This is a genomic window from Natronomonas gomsonensis (assembly GCF_013391635.1).
GTDB classification, from domain to species: Archaea; Halobacteriota; Halobacteria; order Halobacteriales; family Haloarculaceae; genus Natronomonas; species Natronomonas gomsonensis_A.
Genome location: NZ_JACAWU010000001.1, coordinates 1,235,940 through 1,255,457, shown reverse-complemented (window position 1 = coordinate 1,255,457; position 19,518 = coordinate 1,235,940). Strand labels below are relative to the sequence as shown.

General features: G+C 66.1%; 21 protein-coding genes. 12 read left to right on the top strand and 9 right to left on the bottom strand.

Annotated features, from left to right (window positions below):
- Positions 1 to 19 precede the first annotated feature (19 nt).
- On the top strand, positions 20 to 2,116 hold the full coding sequence (gene metG / locus HWX69_RS06560) for a methionine--tRNA ligase (protein WP_178916281.1): 2,097 nt from the start codon (positions 20 to 22) through the stop codon (positions 2,114 to 2,116).
- Positions 2,117 to 2,137: 21 nt separating this feature from the next.
- Here the strand turns inward: metG and HWX69_RS06555 are convergent, their stop codons facing one another.
- Complete coding sequence (locus tag HWX69_RS06555; RefSeq protein ID WP_178916280.1) at positions 2,138 to 2,632, bottom strand: hypothetical protein; 495 nt, start codon at positions 2,630 to 2,632, stop codon at positions 2,138 to 2,140.
- Between the two features lie 84 nt (positions 2,633 to 2,716).
- Here HWX69_RS06555 and HWX69_RS06550 point away from each other — a divergent pair, with 84 nt between their 5' ends.
- From HWX69_RS06550 to HWX69_RS06535, 4 genes are all read left to right on the top strand, one after another.
- Positions 2,717 to 2,932: a DUF7312 domain-containing protein gene (locus HWX69_RS06550; RefSeq protein ID WP_178916279.1), complete on the top strand. Its 216-nt coding sequence runs from the start codon at positions 2,717 to 2,719 to the stop codon at positions 2,930 to 2,932.
- A 39-nt stretch (positions 2,933 to 2,971) separates the two neighbouring features.
- On the top strand, positions 2,972 to 3,544 hold the full coding sequence (locus HWX69_RS06545; protein WP_178916278.1) for an NfeD family protein: 573 nt from the start codon (positions 2,972 to 2,974) through the stop codon (positions 3,542 to 3,544).
- Positions 3,545 to 3,610: 66 nt separating this feature from the next.
- Positions 3,611 to 4,756, top strand: coding sequence for an SPFH domain-containing protein (locus HWX69_RS06540; RefSeq protein ID WP_178916277.1), 1,146 nt, complete (start codon positions 3,611 to 3,613; stop codon positions 4,754 to 4,756).
- A gap of 65 nt (positions 4,757 to 4,821) precedes the next feature.
- Entirely contained in the window at positions 4,822 to 5,415 is a 594-nt protein-coding gene (locus tag HWX69_RS06535; protein WP_178916276.1) for a winged helix-turn-helix transcriptional regulator, read from the top strand.
- Between the two features lie 6 nt (positions 5,416 to 5,421).
- On the opposite strand, the gene HWX69_RS06530 is transcribed toward HWX69_RS06535, so the two are convergent.
- The 5 genes from HWX69_RS06530 to HWX69_RS06510 all read right to left on the bottom strand — a co-directional run bounded on the left by HWX69_RS06530 (position 5,422) and on the right by HWX69_RS06510 (position 8,240).
- On the bottom strand, positions 5,422 to 5,664 hold the full coding sequence (locus HWX69_RS06530) for a DUF7123 family protein (RefSeq protein WP_156710208.1): 243 nt from the start codon (positions 5,662 to 5,664) through the stop codon (positions 5,422 to 5,424).
- A gap of 229 nt (positions 5,665 to 5,893) precedes the next feature.
- Entirely contained in the window at positions 5,894 to 6,289 is a 396-nt protein-coding gene (locus tag HWX69_RS06525; protein WP_178916275.1) for a TRAM domain-containing protein, read from the bottom strand.
- A gap of 58 nt (positions 6,290 to 6,347) precedes the next feature.
- A complete protein-coding gene (locus HWX69_RS06520) occupies positions 6,348 to 7,046 on the bottom strand; it encodes a YkgJ family cysteine cluster protein (protein WP_178916274.1) in 699 nt (232 codons plus the stop codon).
- 46 nt (positions 7,047 to 7,092) lie between these two features.
- Entirely contained in the window at positions 7,093 to 7,863 is a 771-nt protein-coding gene (locus HWX69_RS06515; protein ID WP_178916273.1) for an MBL fold metallo-hydrolase, read from the bottom strand.
- 98 nt (positions 7,864 to 7,961) lie between these two features.
- Positions 7,962 to 8,240, bottom strand: a complete 279-nt coding sequence (locus tag HWX69_RS06510; RefSeq protein WP_156710212.1) for a MarR family transcriptional regulator — start codon at positions 8,238 to 8,240, stop codon at positions 7,962 to 7,964.
- 398 nt (positions 8,241 to 8,638) lie between these two features.
- On the opposite strand from HWX69_RS06510, the gene HWX69_RS06505 reads away from it, so the two are divergent.
- From HWX69_RS06505 to HWX69_RS06490, 4 genes are all read left to right on the top strand, one after another.
- On the top strand, positions 8,639 to 9,349 hold the full coding sequence (locus HWX69_RS06505) for a methyltransferase domain-containing protein (protein ID WP_178916272.1): 711 nt from the start codon (positions 8,639 to 8,641) through the stop codon (positions 9,347 to 9,349).
- 46 nt (positions 9,350 to 9,395) lie between these two features.
- Positions 9,396 to 10,295, top strand: a complete 900-nt coding sequence (locus HWX69_RS06500) for a glycosyltransferase family 2 protein (RefSeq protein ID WP_178916271.1) — start codon at positions 9,396 to 9,398, stop codon at positions 10,293 to 10,295.
- A 90-nt stretch (positions 10,296 to 10,385) separates the two neighbouring features.
- Positions 10,386 to 11,966: a thermosome subunit alpha gene (gene thsA, locus HWX69_RS06495; RefSeq protein WP_178916624.1), complete on the top strand. Its 1,581-nt coding sequence runs from the start codon at positions 10,386 to 10,388 to the stop codon at positions 11,964 to 11,966.
- Positions 11,967 to 12,163: 197 nt separating this feature from the next.
- Positions 12,164 to 12,889: an SDR family NAD(P)-dependent oxidoreductase gene (locus HWX69_RS06490; protein WP_178916270.1), complete on the top strand. Its 726-nt coding sequence runs from the start codon at positions 12,164 to 12,166 to the stop codon at positions 12,887 to 12,889.
- Positions 12,890 to 12,892: 3 nt separating this feature from the next.
- Here HWX69_RS06490 and HWX69_RS06485 read toward each other — a convergent pair whose 3' ends face one another.
- Positions 12,893 to 13,666: an SAM hydrolase/SAM-dependent halogenase family protein gene (locus tag HWX69_RS06485; protein ID WP_178916269.1), complete on the bottom strand. Its 774-nt coding sequence runs from the start codon at positions 13,664 to 13,666 to the stop codon at positions 12,893 to 12,895.
- Positions 13,667 to 13,669: 3 nt separating this feature from the next.
- Complete coding sequence (locus tag HWX69_RS06480) at positions 13,670 to 14,203, bottom strand: nicotinamide-nucleotide adenylyltransferase (protein ID WP_178916268.1); 534 nt, start codon at positions 14,201 to 14,203, stop codon at positions 13,670 to 13,672.
- A gap of 170 nt (positions 14,204 to 14,373) precedes the next feature.
- On the opposite strand from HWX69_RS06480, the gene lonB reads away from it, so the two are divergent.
- Together lonB and HWX69_RS06470 are read left to right on the top strand one after the other, a co-directional pair.
- Positions 14,374 to 16,488, top strand: a complete 2,115-nt coding sequence (gene lonB, locus HWX69_RS06475; RefSeq protein ID WP_178916267.1) for an ATP-dependent protease LonB — start codon at positions 14,374 to 14,376, stop codon at positions 16,486 to 16,488.
- A 1-nt stretch (position 16,489) separates the two neighbouring features.
- Positions 16,490 to 17,308 carry a CPBP family glutamic-type intramembrane protease gene (locus HWX69_RS06470; protein ID WP_178916266.1) on the top strand — a complete coding sequence of 273 codons (819 nt, stop codon included), beginning with the start codon at positions 16,490 to 16,492 and terminating at the stop codon, positions 17,306 to 17,308.
- 9 nt (positions 17,309 to 17,317) lie between these two features.
- Here HWX69_RS06470 and HWX69_RS06465 read toward each other — a convergent pair whose 3' ends face one another.
- Positions 17,318 to 18,373 (bottom strand): response regulator, encoded by a 1,056-nt coding sequence (locus HWX69_RS06465; protein ID WP_178916265.1) that lies wholly within the window; start codon positions 18,371 to 18,373, stop codon positions 17,318 to 17,320.
- A 100-nt stretch (positions 18,374 to 18,473) separates the two neighbouring features.
- On the opposite strand from HWX69_RS06465, the gene HWX69_RS06460 reads away from it, so the two are divergent.
- Positions 18,474 to 19,478, top strand: a complete 1,005-nt coding sequence (locus tag HWX69_RS06460; RefSeq protein WP_178916264.1) for an AIR synthase family protein — start codon at positions 18,474 to 18,476, stop codon at positions 19,476 to 19,478.
- The last annotated feature ends 40 nt before the right edge of the window (positions 19,479 to 19,518 follow it).

Below are 19,518 nucleotides of genomic sequence, written 5' to 3'. Positions count from 1 at the left end.
GACGGACGGGAACTCCTGTATGCACGAGGAGTTCCCCACCGAGACCCCCGCGGTGGTCACCTGCGGGTTGCCGTACGCCAACGGCGACCTCCACGTCGGCCACCTGCGGACGTACGTCAGCGGCGACGCGCTCTCGCGGGCGCTGGAGTCGGTCGGACAGGACGTGGCGTTCGTCTGCGGGTCGGACATGCACGGCACGCCAATCGCCGTCAACGCCGCAAAGGAGGGCGTCTCCCCCGAGGAGTTCGCCCTCGAGTACCACGAGCAGTACGAGGCGACGTTCCCGAAGTTCAACGTCGAGTTCGACAACTACGGCCACACCCACGACGAGACGAACACGGAGACGACGCGGGAGTTCGTCCGGTCGTGGATAGACGACGACCACGTCGTCGAGAAGGAAATCGAGGTCGCCTGGGACAGCGAGGCCGACCAACCGCTCCCGGACCGCTTCGTCGAGGGGACCTGCCCGTACTGTGGCGAACACGCCCGCGGCGACGAGTGCGACGAGGGCTGTCAGCGCCACCTCGAACCCGGCGAAATCGAAGACCCCGTCTCGACGATTACGGGTAACCCCGCCGAGTACCGCACCCGACCCCACAAGTTCCTGCGACTCTCCGATTTCCAGGAGTACCTCAAGGGCTTCCTCGACCGACTGGAGGGAACCGAGAACGCCCAGAACCAGCCGCGGGAGTGGATAGAGGGTGAACTGCAGGACCTCTGTATCACCCGCGACATGGAGTGGGGAATCGATTATCCAGGCGAGGACGGCGAGGAAGACCTCGTGTTGTACGTCTGGGTCGACGCCCCTATCGAGTACGTCTCCTCGACGAAGCAGTATACAGAGCGAGTCGGCGCCGACGAGTACGACTGGGAGGCCGTCTGGAAGAACCACGGCACCGACGACGTTCCCGACGGTGGCGAAATCGTCCACATCATCGGCCACGACATCATCCAACACCACACCGTCTTCTGGCCGGCGATGCTGCGTGGCGCGGGCTACAACGAACCGCGGGCCGTGATGGCCTGTGGATTCGTCAACCTCGACGGCAAGGGCTTTTCGACCTCGCGGAACCGTGCGGTGTGGGCCGACGACTACATCGAATCGGGACTGCACCCGGACCTGTACCGGTACCACATCATCACGGGCAGCGAGTTCGTCGCCGACGTGGACTTCTCGTGGGACGGCCTCGCCGAACGCGTCAACAGCGAGTTGGTGGGCACGCTCGGAAACTTCGCCTACCGGTCGCTGCTGTTCGCCGAGCGGAACTACGACGGCACGCCCGACACCGAGGTCAGCGGGGAGGTCGAAGACCGCATCGAGGAGGCGATGGCCGACTTCCGGGACGCCATCAACGACTACCGCGTCCGGGGTCTCGGCCGCGTCCCCGTCGAGTTGGCGAAGTTCGGCAACGAGTACATCCAGCAGCACGAACCGTGGAAGCTCACCGACGACGACCCCGAGGGGGCGGCGCAGGTCATTCGCGACTGCGTGCAGTTGTCGAAGGCCATCGCCGTCCTCATGGAGCCGGTGTTGCCGGGGAAGGCCGAGGCGCTGTGGAGTCAACTCGGCGAGTCCGGTAGCGTCCACGACGCCGAGTTGGGCGAGGCCCTCGCGGCGCCGCCCGCCGAATTCGGCGAACCCGAGGAACTGTTCGAGGGCCTCGAAGACGACCGCGTCGAGGAACTCAACGAGCAGTTACGGGAGAGCATCGAGGCCGCCGAAGACGAAGCCGAGACCGAAAGCGACGAGTCGGACGGCGACGATACGCCGACCATGGAACTGGAACCCGTCGCAGAGGAGCGCGTCAGTTTCGAGGAGTTCAAAGACCTCGACATCCGTGTCGCCGAGATTCTGTCGGTCGAACCCATCGAGGGCGCCGACGACCTCGTGAAACTGGAGGTCGACATCGGCGTCGAGACCCGACAGATAGTCGCCGGCATCAAGCAACTCCACGACCTCGACGAGCTTCCGGGGACGAAAATCGTCGTGCTCGCGAACCTGGAGAAGGCCGAACTGTTCGGCGTCGAGTCCAACGGGATGTTGCTCGCCGCGGGCGAGGAGGCCGACCTGCTGACGACGCTGGAAGACGCCGAACCCGGAACGAAAGTGCAGTAACGGAGAATCGAACGGGAACGCTCAGAACAGGCCGAGCGCGCTACCGGCACTGACCGCGAACTTCGTGGCCTCGACTTTTATCGTGTTCGTGATGCCGACACCCTCGATGTCGACGGTACCGTCGTCGTAGGCCGAACGGAACTCCGCGCCCGGTTGGTCGCTCGTGAGTATCTCGTCGAGAGTGTTTTCGCTCGTCAACACTCGAACCGTGGGGTCGGCGGCGGGGCCCTCCCCGTGGTCGGCGATTCGTCCGTCGTCGGCGAGTTCGAAGTGGTACGCCGACCCGGAGTTCGCGGTGGCCACGTCGTCGCCGCTCCCGACGCGGAGTTCGACCCGTTCGCCGGCGAGTCGGTTCGTGACGAGCCCGGGCGCCTCGTCTACGTTGGCGTTGTACTGGGAGACCAGTTGGTCCATGTCGGCCTCGCCGTGGCTGTCCGCCACCGCGACGCCGCCGAACAACGAGACGACGAGTAGTCCCGCGAGTAGTAGTGTTTCAATTCGAGTGACACGTTTCATGACTACCACACAGAAGCGCCGTCCCGATATAGTCGTTTCGTGGGGTCTCGACAGCCATTTATTAGCGGGTCCGCTACGACCGATATGAACGACCGGGACGCCGACGACGCCGACGACGAGTCGTGGGAGTTCTCGCTGTCCGACATCGAACAGCGGGAGGCCGAGGCGACCGAGGCGGCCGAGGGACGCCTCAGGGAGCCGGAACCCATCGAGGCCGGCGACCCGACGCTGGAGGGGACGCTCTTTTTCCTGCTCGGCATCGCCTTCACGCTGTTCGTCATCTCGCGGCTGTTCGTGTAGGGGCGAAGCGTTAACCACCGGGAACCCTTACCGCGAGGTATGGCGGAACTGTTCGGGTACTCGGTGCCGTTCCTGCTCATCCTCGCCGGCGCGGGACTGATGGTGATGGAGGCGTTCGCCCCCGGCGCGCACTTCATCGTCATCGGTATCGCGCTGCTGGCCGCGGGCCTCGTCGGCCTCCTCCTCGGCGGACTGTTGCCGAGTGCGGCGCTGCCGCTCGTGCTCGCCGCCGTCGTCTTGGCCGCCGGCGGAGCCGCACTCTACGTCTACCGGACCTTCGATTTCTACGGCGGGAAGGGAACCGGTCGGACCAGCGACTCGGCGTCACTGCGGGGGAAGACGGGGCGAGTGACCGAACGCGTCACGAAAAGCGGCGGCGAAGTGAAACTCGACAGCGGCGGGTTCAACCCGTATTATCAGGCCCGCGCGCTCGACGGCGACATCGAGGAGGGCGAGGAAGTGATTGTCGTCGACCCCGGCGGCGGCAACGTCATCACCGTCGAATCGATGGCGGGGCTGGAAGACGACATCGACCGCGAACTCGCACGCGAACGCACTCGTCGGGAGCGGGAGAGCGACGACGAACGCGACGGCGAGAGCGAAGCGGTGTAGGGCCACGAGCGTCCGTGACGCCGCTTCCGGGCGAACCCTTATGCACCGTTCGTCCGAAGATGTGCTATGTTCGTTCCCCTCCAGTTGGGCGGCGTGGTGTTGCCGGTCGTCGCGCTACTGCTGCTCGCAGTGGCGGTGGCGGCGGTGTATCAGGCCGTCGAAATCGTCAATGCCTACGAGAAGCGGGCGCTGACGGTGTTCGGCGAGTACCGCAAACTGCTCGAACCGGGTATCAACTTCGTCCCGCCGTTCGTCTCGCGGACGTACACCTTCGACATGCGGACCCAGACGCTGGACGTGCCGCGACAGGAGGCCATCACGCGAGACAACTCGCCGGTCACCGCCGACGCCGTCGTCTACATCAAAGTGATGGACGCCAAGAAGGCGTTCTTGGAGGTCGACAACTACAAGAAGGCCGTCTCGAACCTCGCCCAGACGACGCTCCGGGCGGTGTTGGGCGACATGGAGTTAGACGACACGCTGAACAAGCGACAGGAAATCAACGCCAAGATTCGGAAGGAGCTCGACGAACCCACCGACGAGTGGGGTATCCGCGTCGAGAGCGTCGAGGTCCGGGAGGTCAACCCCTCGAAGGACGTCCAGCAAGCGATGGAACAGCAGACCTCCGCCGAGCGGAAACGGCGTGCCATGATTCTGGAAGCCCAGGGTGAGCGGCGCTCCGCCATCGAGAAGGCCGAAGGTGACAAGTCCTCGAACATCATCCGCGCACAGGGTGAAAAACAGAGCCAGATTCTGGAAGCCCAGGGTGACGCCATCTCGACGGTGCTACGCGCGAAATCCGCCGATTCGATGGGCGAACGCGCCATCATCGAACGCGGGATGGAGACGCTGGAGGAAATCGGCACCAGCGACTCGACGACGTTCGTCCTTCCGCAGGAACTCACCTCGCTGCTGTCCCGATACGGCAAACACCTCACCGGCAGCGACGTAGAGAGCCAATCCGAGCTGCTGGAGGGGCTCGAATTCGATTCGGAGACCCGCGAGTTGCTCGGTCTCGACGACATCGAGGAGATCCTCGGGCAAATCGAACAGGAAACCGAGATGGACGTCGAGAAGATGGAACAGGAGGCCCAAGCCATCAAGGAGGGTGCCGACCCCGCCGACATCAAAGACCCCGACGAGGTCATCGCGGAGATGGACGAGGAGGTGCCGGCCGAGGCCGACGAGGAGTTGGAAAGCGAGAAGAACTGACCCCCTTTAAAATCCGGGAATCAGGGGCGAAGCTGTTTTAGCGTCCAGTTGCCAAGGGTGGCGTAATGACCGAGGAGGTCGACGAGAGCAAGCGGGCGACGCTGAAGCGCTTCGCGGCGCTGGGAGCGACGACACCGCTCGTCCGTCTCTCCGACGACACGAGCGACGTTCGTGACGCCATCGTCGGCTACCTCGCCGCGACGCCGGGGGCGCACTTCTCGAAGCTTCGCGACGACCTCCAGCTCGGAACCGGCGAGACACAACACCACCTGCGCCGGCTCGACGGCGACGGAACCGTCGAACACCGCAAGGACGGCGACTACAAGCGGTACTTCCCTGCTGGCCGCTTCTCGGCGTTCGAACAGCGCGCGCTCGGCTATCTCCGGCGGGAGACGCCGCGGCGGATGCTCATCGCGTTGCTCCGCGAACCCGACGCCAGCGGACGCGACATCGCCGACTCCGTCGGCGTCTCGCGGTCGACGGTGTCGAAGTACGCCGCAGAACTGGAGGCCGCAGGGCTCCTGACTCGCGAGGACGGCTACGAAATCGAGCGCCCGGAGACGCTGTTGACGCTCGTCGTTCGATACGCCGACTCCTTCGGTGAGGACGCCGTCGCCTTCGCGGACGAAGCCGACGACTTCGTCCGATACACGCCCTGAAACCGGTTAGACCGTCACCTTCCACGTCGTCCCCGAGGAGTACCCCCACTTCTCGACGTCGACGTCGAAGTTGCCCTCACAGATGGCAGTCATGTTCGAGCCGACCTCCTTGGCCGACAGCCCGAGCTCTTCACCGATGAGCCGAGATTTAAAGTACGTCTTCATCTGTCCCTTCTCCCGAAGGTACGCGAGGATTTCCCGTTGCTTGTCGGTGAGGTCGGAGGTCGGTGCCGCTGCGGTCGCGCTCATACATGGATACTGTACGGACACCACAAAAGGCGGTTTGGTACGGTCGGTGAACGTACTGCAGTCGTGCGGTTTTCGGCTCACAGCCGACGGTGAAACGGGGCCAATACCGACGGGTTGGTACGAGGGGGAAACGGCCGGCGGGGTCGAAACCGCGCTCGAAAACCGCACGGGTACATCGAAGAAGTTCGAAAGCGAAACGCCTCGACCGAGGAGACGCGACCGGAGCCGGTTAATCCAGAATTTCGCCGACCGCGAAGTTCGATTTCACTTCCGAGACTTCGATTTTGACGCGCTCGCCGACCTCGCCGCCGGGGACGATGATGACGTAGCCGCGTTCGACGCGGGCGATGCCGTCGCCCTGCTTGCCGAGGTCCTCGATTTCGACGTAGCGGATTTCACCCGGCTCGACGGGGGGTTGCGGTTCGTCGCTCGGCGTCTCTTCGGGCGTGCTCTCGGCGTCGGCTGTACTGCCGCCTTCGCCCGCAATCAGCGCGACCCGGTAGGTGTCGCCGGGGCCGACGGCACCGGTTTCGATTTCTCGACGAGGAACCTCGACGACGAAACGGTCCTCGGTCTCCTCGACCTCGGCACTGAACAGACACAGGAGTTTATCGGAGATTTCCATAGACCTTCGGTCACGACATGTGTGTGACGCGTATAGAAGGTACCGACTGTCGAGGGGGTTATCGCTCTTCGAGTGGTGTGCCGTCGGGGCGCTTGGCACCCTCCGAGTCGTGAACGATGACGCCGTTTACGTCGGGACGCGATTCGTAGCGGTCCCGAAGCGAGATGGCCTCCTCGAGTTCCCTGATGGCGCGTTCCTTGAGCGCCGCGGCGAGGTCTTCGGCCTCGTTTCGGGAGATGTCCCGCCCCAGCCCCTCACACTCGTGGGCGCGGACGAGGCCCTCGCGGTCGACGGCCTCGCCCATCGGTTCGCTCGTCCCGCCCAAGGCGACGCTGAACGGGTAGGTGCGACACACGAGCGGCCTGCTGTCGTGGACGGTACAGGCGCCGGTGCCGTCCTCGGACTCCTCGTAGAAGGTGCAGTCGCCGCAGGTGTCGGTCTGGATGGCCCACTCGAAGGTCTCGCCTTCGGGGCCGTCGTCGCCCTCCGAGAGGCCGTAGGGCATCGGGCGAGCCACGTCTCGCCAGTCGTAGGCTTCTTCGAATTCGTCGGCGGTGGCCTTCTGCAGTTCGCGGGCCTCGTCGGGAAACAGCGTCGCAGTGTGTGGCTCCGTCTCGCCGTCGTCGTCCGCGGGGTCGTTCGCCTTACAGCAGGCGCCACAGCGGGTGCACTCGAAGCCGATGGATTCGATGGCGTCGGCCAACTCGGCTACCGAGAGGTCACGCGCCCGGTCGAGTTCGGTTTCGAGGCTCTCCATGCCCCGCCTTTCGGGTCCAAAGAGATAAGAAGCGTGTTCGACCGACTCAGGTCGGGTCGGCGCGGGCGCCGTCCCATTCGATTCGTCCCTCGTGGTGGAGTTTCCAGAGGTGGGCACGCACCGTCGCGCCGGCGAGGTCACGGACGCCGGTGAGGTCCTTCTCGTAGGCGAAATCGAGGATGTCGGCGACGGTTCGGTTGCCCGATTCGACGGCCGCGAGGACGCGCCGTTCGCGGTCGAGGCGGTGGGTGATGAGTCGCTCGCAGGTCCCGCGAACGTCCTCGATGACTGGTCCATGGCTCGGATACAGACGGCCGGGGGCCATCGCGATGACGCGGCGGAGACTGGTGAGATACGCCCGCACGTCGCCCTCGGGGTCGCCGACGACGACGCTCCCGGCGGCGACGGCGAGGTCACCGGAGAGGAGGTCGTCGCCGGCCTCGAAGGCGACGTGTTCGGGGGCGTGGCCGGGGGTCTCCCGGACGGTCACGTCGCCGTCGCCGGTCGGTATCGTCGTGCCCTCCCGGAAGGTGTGGTCGGGAATCGCGCCGGTGGCGTCTCGAAACCCCCTCTCGCGGCCGTAACGACACCAGACGGCCGCGTCAGCGGCCTCGGCGTAGTCGGCGACCGAACCGACGTGGTCCGGGTGGTGGTGGGTGACGGCGACGTGTTCGACATCGTCGAGGTACCGTTCGATGCGCTCGTCGAGCGCCGGCGGGTCGACGAGCAGGGCCCCGTCGTCGCCGACGACGTAACAGGCGGTCCGTCCGGTCGGTGCCCGAGTGGGAACCTCGACGGGTACGCGCTCTATGTGCATATCACTCGCGTGGAGGGGCGACGGCTTAGTTGTGAGCCACGGCGAAGCGTTCGCTGGGCCGGGAAAACGAGAAACCGGGACGCGTGGGAGACGTGTCGTTATTCGATGAGGAAGTACACTTGCTTGCGCGCGTCGTGGAAGGAGTACCGGGAGTCGACGAGGTCTTCCTCTTCGAGTCGGTTGAGCGCGTAGCGGACCGTGCGGTCCGGGAGTAGGGACTCCTCGGCGAGTTGTCCCTGGGAGAGCGGCGAGGCGTCCTCCAGGACCTTCGCGACGAGTTTGGCGCTCGGGGGGAGTTCCCGGAGCCGCTCGCGGAACTCTGGGTCTGACAGCGGCGAGTCGGTCTGGCGTGAGCGTTCCTCCGTGGTCGTGCTCATACAGGTCCGTGAGTGGAACCCACTGGTAAAGCTTCGCTATATGGGTAACAAAACAATAGGTACACTCAAGTGTGTATTATGGCCCCTTATACTCTGTATTCCGTCATGTAGTACCGTCCCGAAATACGTCCCAAAAATTGCCGCCGGATGGACGTTCATTCACATTCGTTGGAACAACTGTGTCGTGGTGTTTCGGCGAACGGAGAGGTTCGGCCCCATAAACATCAATTATTCAACTAGAACACAGCCTCCGAATACCCGACTCGACGGCCGGCGATGGCGCTTGTCAGCGCGGCCGCCGAACGCGGCGCGGGGCGCGCGCGGTCGGGAGCGAGGGGGCCTCCGTGGCCGTTGTATCCAGCATTCTTTTATGCCCCGGGTGGGTCGGTTCGAGTAGCGTGAAGGGACAGGAGTGGTATCAGGCCGACGACATCGCGGAGGCGTACGACGACAAACGCTTCTCGCAGGGCGGCCGCTTCATCGACCGGCGCGAGAAGGAAGCGGTGTTGGACGCGCTGGCGCCGCTGGACGGCAAGCGCGTCCTCGAAGTCGCCTGCGGGACGGGGCGGTTCACCGTCATGCTCGCCGACCGCGGCGCCGACATCGTCGGCGTCGACATCTCCGAAGCGATGCTCGAACAGGGTCGGGCGAAGGCCCGCGCCGCCGGCGTCACCGACAGCCTCGATTTCATGCAGGCCGACGCGAGTCGACTGCCGTTCCCCGACGACTACTTCGATTCCGTCTTCGCGATGCGGTTTTTCCACCTGGCGCCCGACCCGGAGGCGTTCATGGCCGAACTCCGGCGCGTCTCGAAGAACCAGGTGTTCTTCGACACGTTCAACCGCTACTCCACCCGCTCGATTTACAACTGGGCGCTGCCGATGGGGTCGCGGCTCTACTCCGAGCGAGAAGTGCGGGAGTTGCTACTCGGTGCCGACCTCGAGTTGGCCGACGCCGCCCACGACTTCGTCGTTCCGTACGGTTTCTACCGGGCGGTTCCCGGGTGGGTCGCCCGCCCGTTCCGGGCGCTCGACACCGCGGTCGGACGGACGCCGGTCGGCGACCGTCTCGCCTCGGTTTCCTACTGGGACGCCCGCGTCACCGAGTGAGGTGAACCCGCGGAACTTTTAGGCATCGGGCGCGCTACGGCGGAGTATGGACCTCTCGGTGGTGGTACCGACGCTGAACGACCGCGACGAGCTCGGCAGCTGTCTCGACGCGCTCACGGCGGAGGTCCCCACCGAAATACTCGTCGTCAACGGCCCGTCGACCGACGGAACCAGCGGGATGGTCCGCGACCGCGAGGACGTGTCGGTGCTCGTCGAGACCGACGACCGAAACGTCAACGTCGCCCGAAACGCCGGCCTCGACCGCGCCCGCGGCGACGCCGTCGCGTTCGTCAACCCCACCATGGCTGTCGAGGAGGGATGGCTCGATGCGGTCACCCATGCACTCGACGGCGCCGACGCGGTCACCGGCCCGACTCACGAACAGCTCCGCGCCGGCGTCGCCACCGACACGAGCGAGTCACGCACAATTCGCGGGCGGACGGTCACCTACTTCAACGGCGGCAACGCCGCCTTCACTCGGGAGGTGTTAGAAGAGCTGGATGGCTTCGACGAGTACCTCGAAATCGGCGGCGCCCGCGATGTGGCCCACCGGCTCGCCGGCCTCGACTACGACGTGGCGTGGGCCACCGACATGTGCGTCGCCCGTGAGGCCGCCACCGACGGCGGCATGACCGAACGGAACTGGCGCACCCGGTATCGCTCGCTGGCCTACCGGATGGCGAAGAACTACGGCGTCCATCCCACGGTGTCGCTCCGAACCGTCCGACACGCGTTCACCGACGCCGCCTCGACGCTGCGGGACGTCGCCCGCGGCGACGCGAAACCGACCAGCTGGTTCGGCAACGGCCGCGACGTCGTCGTCGGGAGCGTCGCCGGCTACAAAGACGGACTGCGTGCCCGCTACGCCGACCGCAGTCCACGGCGGAACCCCAACGGGTGGTCGACTCGTGCCGACCGCGCCGTTGCGGTGTACGACCGCAGATAAAACCACCGGACTGAGCGGCCGTCCGGCGGCCCCGTCTGCGAGGCGTTGCGGAACGTTTATATAGAACCGCTGACGACATACGTGATGACTATGTCACAGCAGATGCGCCAGCGGCGCGGACAGCCGCTTTTCATTCTCAACGAGGACACGGAGCGGACCCGCGGCAAGGACGCTCAATCGTCGAACATCACAGCTGGCAAAGCCGTAAGCGAGTCCGTTCGGACCACGCTCGGCCCCCGCGGGATGGACAAGATGCTCGTCTCCGACTCCGGCGACGTCGTCATCACGAACGACGGCGCGACCATCCTTCAGGAGATGGACATCGAACACCCGGCGGCCCAGATGATCGTCGAGGTCGCCCAGACACAGGAGGAGGAGGTCGGCGACGGCACGACCACCGCCTCCGTGCTGGCCGGCCAGCTCCTCGCCCAGGCCGAGGACCTCCTCGACGACGACGTTCACCCGACGACCATCGTCGAGGGCTACCAGCAAGCCTCCCAGTTGGCACTCGAAGCCATCGAGGAACAGACCCTCGAAGACGAACTCGACGAGGAACTCCTCCGTGCCGTCGCCGAGTCGTCGATGACCGGCAAAGGCACCGGTGACATCGACGCCGCGGCGCTGGCCGAAACCGTCGTCGCCGCAGTCCAGCAGGTCAGCACCGATGCCGGCGTCGACCGCGACGCCATCACCATCCGCACGCAGACCGGCGCGGGTGCCTCCGCGACCGAACTCGTCCAGGGCGTCATCAGCGAGGAGGAGCCCCTCCACGAGGACATGCCCCGGGCCGTCGAGGACGCGACCATCGGTGTGCTGGACCTCGACCTCGAGGTTCGGGAGGCCGAAATCGACGCCGAGTACGACATCTCCAGCGTCGACCAACTCAACGCGGCCATCGAGGCCGAGGAGGGCGAACTCCGCGGCTACGCCGAGGCCGTCGCCGACGCCGGCATCGACGTGGCGTTCGTCACCGGCGACGTCGAGGACCTCGTCGCCTCTTATCTCGCCAACGAGGGCGTTCTCGCCTTCGACGGCGTCGACGACGACGAAGCCCGCTCCATCGCTCGCGCGACCGGCGCCAAGACCGTCGGCACGCTGAACGACATCGAGGAGTCGGACCTCGGCCGGGCTGACAGCGTCAGCGTCCAGACGTTCGGCTCCGACGAACTCGCCTTCATCGAGGGCGGCGCGGCCGCCGAGACGGTCACCGTCTTCGCCCGCGGCGGCACCGAACACGTCGCCGACGAACTCGAGCGTGCGCTCCGTGACGCTCTCGACGTGGTCACCGCGGCGCTGGACTCCGGCGGCGTCGTCCCCGGTGCCGGCGCGACCGAAATCGCCATCGCCGACCACATCCGTTCGAGCGCCGCCAGCATCCAGGGACGCAAACAGCTCGCCATCGAGGCGTTCGCCGACGCCGTCGACGTGCTGCCGCGCACCCTCGCGGAGAACACCGGCATGGACCCCATCGACGCGCTCGTGGAGCTCCGCTCGACCCACGACGCCGAGGGACGGGCCGGCCTCATCACCGAAGGCCAGTCCGGCGACGTCGGCGACCCCGTCGAGTACGGCATCCTCGACCCCGCCGCCGTCAAGCGTGAAGCCGTCGAGTCCGCCACCGAGGCGGCGACGATGATCGCGCGCATCGACGACGTCATCTCCGCGAAATAAGACGGCCCCGGTCCGCTTTTCTTTTCGAGCAGCGTCACCCGATGAGCCACCGCCTCGGCCAGTGTCTCAATGCGTTGGGCCGTACTTCGAACTCAGGCAGTTCGAGCGGGAGTCGATGCCATCAAGACTGACCTCGCAGCCACGCTCACCGACAGCACGACGCGACGACTTTTGTAGCCCCGTTACGACGGACCGATATGGGACGACTCGACGGAGAGACGGTCATCGTCACCGGCGCGAGCCGCGGACTCGGCGCGTCGATGGCAAAACGGTTCGCACGCGAGGGAGCCAACACCGTACTGACGGCGCGAAGCGAAGACGAACTCCGGTCGGTCGCCGAGAGCGCCGACGGCGAGACGCTCGCCGTGCCGGCCGACGTGACCGACGAACCGTCGGTCGAGGCGCTCGTCGAGACGACCGTAGCGGAGTACAGCGAACTCACCGCCCTCGTCAACAACGCCGCAGTCGGGATGTTGAGCCTCTACGACGAGTTGCGGGAGGTGACCGAGATAGCCGTCGAGGACTGGCGACTCATCATGGACGTGAACGTCACGGGGCCGTTCCTCTGTTCGAAACACGCGATTCCGGCGATGGAGACGGGAAACGTCGTCAACATCTCTTCGGGACTCGGTCGGCGGGGGTCCGCGGGATGGGGACCGTACGTCGCCTCGAAGTGGGCACTCGAGGGGTTCTCGAAGACGCTGGCCGAGGAGGTCGAACCCGACATCAACGTCAACTGTCTGGACCCCGGCGGCCGCGTCGAGACCGACTTCTGGGACCACCTGCCGGACGAAGAGCGAGCGTCGATTCTCGACCCCGACGTGATGGACGAGGCCGCCGTGTTGCTGTTGGAGCAGTCACCGGGCGGCGTCACCGGCGACTCGATGCCGGCCGGCGACTGGGAGAGCGAACTGTCGGGGTGAGGTTCACCACTCGATTCGGACGCTGTCGCCGGCCGACAGCCCGAAGGCCTCGTCGCCGCGGCCCCGATTGACGGCGAACTCGACGTTGTCGTGGCTGCCGACGGTGGCGACGGCCGCGCCGATTTCGGCGTGGGCATAGGAGCGGACGACCGGAATCTCCGCGTCGTCGACGGTCACTCGCTCGCGACCGTCGAGGACCTCACCGGGGACGTTCGTGACGACGTTACCGAAGTCGTCGACGACGAGCACCTCACCGCTCGCGCCGTCGTCACCGATATCGGGGGTTGGGAACGTGAGGTCGACCACGTCGTCGGCCGGCGAGACGCCGTCGAGTTCCGGCAGTCGGTCGATGCCGGCCTCGTGGACCGCCGCGGCGCCGGGGGCGAAGACGTCCCGCCCGTGGAACGTCGAGCTGCGCGGGTTCTCGATTTCGAGTTCGTAGGCGTCGATGTCGGTGTCGTAGTCGCCGTCACCGCCGCTCGCGAGTCGGCGGGCGGCGGGCAACAGGACGCCGTTGTCGGGGCCGACGAGCGCGTGGTCACCGGCACGGACGACGAGCGCACGGCGGTCGGTGCCGACGCCCGGGTCGACGACGACGAGGTGGACCGCGGGCGGGAATTCCGGGAGGACCTCCGAGATCCAGAAGGCACTCGCGCGAACGTCCTGTCGGGGGAAGTCGTGGCCGACATCGACCAGACGGGCGTCACACTGTGAGAGGATGACTCCTTTCATCGCCGCCGGATACGGCGTTCCGAAGTCGGAAGCGAGCGTTATCATCGACTATTCGGAGGGGTTCCCCTCGCCGTTGGCGTCGCTTGCGGTAATCTGCTGGATGCGGTCGACGCCGTCGATCTCCTCGATGACCTCGACGACCGCGTCGGGGACGAGCGACTCCCAGTCGCCGCCGGTCGCGATGCGCTCTCGGACCTCCGTCCCCTCGAACTCCTCGCGCCGGAACATCGGGGAGTGTCGCACCTCGATGCCCGCCTCCTCGAACAGTCGTGAAACGAGCGGGTTGTTCGAGTAGGCCACTTCGAAGCGCGGACTCATCGATTGAACGTGGCTCACCCACACGGAGTTGCGGTTGAGGTCCTCGATGGGCACCGCGTAGGTGACGACGTCCATGTCGACGAGCGCCTTCGTTATCATCATGATGCGCTCGCCGGCGGTGAACGGGTTGCGGACCGTATGCGACTGGTCTGCGCTCCCGATGCCGACGACGAGTTCCTCGACCTCCTCGCCGATGCGCTCGACCATCGCGTGGTGTCCCTCGTGGAACGGCTGGAACCGGCCGATGTAGAACCCCCGCGTCATACCGAGAGGGTCGTGAGCCGATTTTATAAACCCGACGAGACGCGTTCTCGACGTTCCGTTTTCCGAGCAATCTACTCGCTTTCTGCCGATTTTGACCGTCGGCAGGGTGTGACGTGGGGAGAAAGTATATGAATTGACCGGGCCCTAATATGGACAACAGCAACGGTTCTATGAGCAACGAAAAGGATACGGACGAGGCTTCCGAGCCCGAAGAACGACCGCCCACCGACGAGGAGCGGCGAGGCTCCGAGGAGCCGGAGTCGATGGACCGACCGGCCCAGCGGCGAGACGAGGCCAACAACCAACTCGACGAAGACGAAGAGCTTCTGGATGGCTCGGACCTCGGCAGCGACGTCCGCGTCGATGCTGAAGTCGAAATCGACGAAAGCGAGGAGGACAACCTCCTCGGCGGACTGCAGGTCGAATCCAGCGACGATATCGAGGTTCCGGACCGACTCGTCGACCAGGTCATCGGACAGGACCACGCCCGCGACATCATCCTGAAGGCGGCCAAGCAGCGACGGCACGTGATGATGATCGGCTCCCCAGGGACCGGGAAGTCGATGCTCGCGAAGGCGATGAGCCAACTCCTCCCGAAGGAGGAACTGCAGGACGTTCTCGTCTATCACAACCCCGACGACGGCAACGAGCCGAAAGTGCGGACGGTGCCCGCGGGCAAGGGCGAACAGATAGTCGAGGCCCACAAGGAGGAAGCCCGCAAGCGCAACCAGATGCGGAGCTTCCTGATGTGGATCATCATCGCCGTGGTGTTCGGCTACGCCATCCTCATCGCCGAGCAACTCCTGCTCGGCATCATCGCCGGTGGTATCATCTACCTCGCGTTCCGCTACATGAGCCGCGGCAGCGACGCCATGGTGCCGAACCTGCTCGTCAACAACGCCGACCAGCAGGTCGCGCCGTTCGAGGACGCCACCGGCGCTCACGCCGGTGCGCTACTCGGCGACGTGCGGCACGACCCCTTCCAGTCCGGCGGCATGGAGACGCCCAGCCACGACCGCGTCGAGGCGGGTGCCATCCACAAGGCAAACAAGGGGGTGCTGTTCATCGACGAGATGAACACCCTCGACATCCGCTCCCAGCAGAAACTGATGACCGCGATTCAGGAGCGGGCGTTCTCCATCACCGGACAGAGCGAACGCTCCTCGGGGGCGATGGTTCAGACCGAACCCGTCCCGACGGACTTCGTGATGGTCGCCGCCGGGAACCTCGACGCGATGGAGAACATGCACCCCGCGCTGCGGAGCCGTATCAAGGGGTACGGCTACGAGGTGTACATGGACGACACCATCGAGGACTCCCCGGAGATGCGCCGGAAGTATGCCCGGTTCGTCTCCCAGGAGGTCACCAACGACGGCCGTCTACCGCCGTTTACCGCCGAAGCGATCGAGGAGGTCATCCTCGAGGCCCGCCGTCGGGCCGGTCGGAAGGGCCACCTCACCCTGGAGTTCCGGAACCTCGGTGGCCTCGTCCGCGTCGCCGGCGACATCGCCCGCGCCGAGGACAAGGAGTACACGACTCGCGACGACGTGCTGCAGGCGAAGGCGCGCTCGCGCTCCATCGAACAGCAGCTCGCGGACGACTACATCGAGCGCCGGAAGGACTACGAGCTCACGGTCAACCAGGGCGACGTGGTCGGCCGCGTCAACGGCCTCGCCGTGATGGGCGAGGACAGCGGTATCGTCCTCCCCGTTATGGCCGAAGTGACGCCCTCGCAGGGGCCCGGCGAGGTCATCGCCACGGGCCAGCTGAAGGAGATGGCGATGGAGGCCGTCCAGAACGTCTCCGCTATCATCAAGAAGTTCTCCGACGAGGACATCTCCCAGAAGGACGTCCACATCCAGTTCGTTCAGGCCGGTGAGGGCGGCGTCGACGGCGACTCCGCCTCGATTACGGTCGCCACCGCCGTCATCTCGGCGCTGGAGAACGTCCCCGTCCGACAGAACATGGCGATGACCGGGTCGCTGTCCGTCCGCGGCGACGTGTTGCCGGTCGGCGGCGTCACCCACAAAATCGAGGCGGCCGCGAAGGCCGGTCTCGAGACGGTCATCATCCCGAAGGCCAACGAGCAGGACGTGATGATAGAAGACGAGTACAAAGAGCAAATCGAGATAATCCCCGTCTCGCACATCTCGGAGGTTCTGGAGGTCGCCCTCGAAGGCGAACCCGAGAAGGACTCGCTCGTCGACCGCCTGAAGAACATCACCGGTTCGGCGCTCGAACAGCGCTCCGTCGGCGGTTCGACCGGCAACCCCAGCCCACAGTAACGTGACGCGGTGGGCGGCCTTCGCGGGCGTCACACTGGCCGTCCTCTTTCTGCTGCTCGTTCTCGCGCGACTCTCACAGTCGGTCGTTACGGGTGCGTACGTCACCCGCGAGGAGCGCCGCTGGCTGGACCGCCTCCCCGACGGCGCCGACCACCTCGATTCGCGGTCGGCGCCCGCACCGAGGAAGTCGCCGGCCGAATCGACGCTGGAACCCGACCGAGAGCCGTCGACGCTGGCGCTTCTGGCGAACGTCTCGGTCTCACAGGGGTTTTTCGCCCTGCTGTTGCTCGGCGGCGCGTGGCTGGCCGAAGTGCCGGCCTCGGCACTTGGCGTCGCCGCCGACGCTCTCAGTACCGGCCTGCCGGCGCTGGCGGTGGGCGTCGCGGCAGGCGTCGGCCTCTCGCTCGCGAACGCACTCGCGGGCGGCCTCGCCGAACGGTTCGACGGCGACCCAAGCGAGGAGTTGCGGTCGGTGTTGTCCCCGGAGAGCCTCGGCGGGTGGGTCGTCCTGCTCGGCGTCGTCCTCCCGATTATCGCCGGCTTCGAGGAACTGCTCTTCCGGGCGGCGCTCGTCGGCGCGTTCTCGGTCGGTTTCGGCGTCTCGCCGTGGGCGCTCGTCGCCTTCTCCTCTGTCGCCTTCGCCGTCGGCCACGGCGCACAGGGCACGCTCGGCGTCGTCGTCACCGGACTGTTGGGCGCGGCACTCGGAGCCCTCTTCGTCGTGACCAACAGCCTGCTCGCGGTCGTGGTCGCCCACTACCTCGTGAATGCGGTCGAGTTCGTCGTCGGGGAGGGTCTGGAGTGGCGACCGTTCAGGTGAGCCGTCGGTTCACTCGTAGCCCGCTTCGTCGAACAGTCGCTCCATCTCCTCGATTGCGGCGTTGATTTCGGCGGCGTCTTCGACTACCTCGTCGGTCGGTGCGTCACAGTCACACCCCTCTGCGACGGCGTCGGCGTCGTTTGCGAGGTCACGACCGGCCGCCTTCAGCCGCGGGCCGATTTCGGTCGCTATCGCATCCAAGAGGTCGCCCTGTCGTTGGAGTTCGGCCTCCCGCTCTTTGAGGTCGGTGATGTCCCGGAAGTACACCGAGAGGCCGTCGTCGGCGGGGAACGCCCGGACCTCGAACCACGTCTCGAAGGGGTCGTAGTGGACCTCGAAGTCGACTGGGTCGCCCAACTCGAGGGCGCGTTCGAACTCCGTCTCGAAGGGGGTGCCGGTGGCCTGCGGCAGCACCTCCCAGAAGTCCCTCCCGTGGAGTTCCTCCGTGGTGCCCTTCAGTAGCCCCGCGCCCTGTTCGTCGACGTAGGTGATGGTCCACTCCGAGTCGAGGCCGAGGAAGGCGTCGGAGATGCGGTCGTGGATGCGGCGGACGTGCTGGTAGGTGTCGCGGGCCTCCTGTTGGGCGCGGTACTGGCTGACGGCGTTCTCGATGCGGTTCGCGAGTAAGACGAGTTGCTCCTCGCCGAGGTCCTTCTGGAGGTAGTCGGTCACGTCGGCGTTGATGGCCTCTGTAGCGATGTCCTCCGAGCCCTGTGAGGTGAAGAGGATGAAGGGGAGGCCGGGGGAGCGTTCCCGAACCGCTTCGAGCAACTCCAGGCCGTTGCGGCCGGGCATCTTGTAGTCGCTGACGACGCAGTCGACCTCGAGTTGCTCGAGCAGTTCCAGCGCCTCGGTGGCGTGGCTAGCGGTGACGACCTCGAGGTCGTCGATTTCCTCCTTGAGTTTGGAGGCGAGTATCGACAGCAACTGGCGTTCGTCGTCGACGAACAGTATCGAGATGTCCTCGAGGTCGTCGGAACCGACGTGGGCGGCGTCTTGCCGGAAGGGTTCGGCTGCCGGGCGGGGACCATCGGCGGCCGGCTCGTTGCCGTCATCCTGTGACATACACCACACCTGAACACCCGCCCACAAAAGCGGTGCTGGTAGTTCACTCGACGACCCGGCGTGTCGAAGCGCCCAAGCCACTGCCACCGCTGGTCGGCGTATGGACACGGGGAAGGTCTCGCGTGCGTTCTTCGAGCAGCGAATCGCGCCTCGGTTGGGCGCCGACCGCGACGACGTAGCGGTCGGGCCGAAACATGGCGTCGACTTCGGCGTCGTCTCGGTTAGCGACCACGCCGTCGTGACGGCGACGGACCCGGTCTCGATACTGCCCGAGTTGGGCTTCGAGCGCGCCGGCCGCTTTGCGGTCGGCATCGTCCTCTCTGACGTGGCCGTCTCGGGACTCGACCCGACGCATCTCAACATCTCGTTCTCGCTGCCCCCGGAGATGACCGACGGGGAGTTCGGCCGCGTCTGGGACGCTATCGACGCCGAATGTAGCGATTTGGGCGTCGCTATCGTTTCGGGCCACACCGCCCGCTACGAGGGGTGTTCGTTCCCGTGGGTCGGCGCGGCGACGGCGATGGCCGTCGGCGACCCCGAGGACATCGTCCGCCCGGACGGCGCCCGCCCCGGCGACGATTTGCTCGTGACGAAAGGCCCCGCAGTCGAAGTGACGGGGCTGTTCGCGACGCTGTTCGGCGACCGTATCGACCTGCCGGAGGACACCCTCGAGACGGCCCGCCAGCGACTCGACGAGACGGGGACGGTACGGGACGCCCGCGCCGCCGTCGGCGCCGGTCGCATCACCGCGATGCACGACGCCACCGAGGGGGGCCTCCTCGGTGCGCTCCACGAGATGGCCGACAGCGCCGGCGTCCGTCTGACCGTCGACACCGATGCGGTGCCGATGCGCCCCGGCGTCGAGGCGCTGAGCGAGGCGGTGTCGATGGACCCTTGGCGGGCCTCAACGGCGGGAACGCTTCTCGTCGCCGTCGACCCCGCCGATACGGAGGCGGTGCTGTCGGCGCTGGAAGCCCGCGGGACGCCCGTCGGCCACGTCGGGTCGGTCAAAGAGGGCTCCGGCGTCGTCGTCGACGGCGAGGTAACCGACCCGCCGGTGGGCGATTCGGGGTGGCCGGTGTACGAACGATTACTCGATACGTAGCTCGACACGTCCCACGCGAACGACCCACACGCTTTTCTCG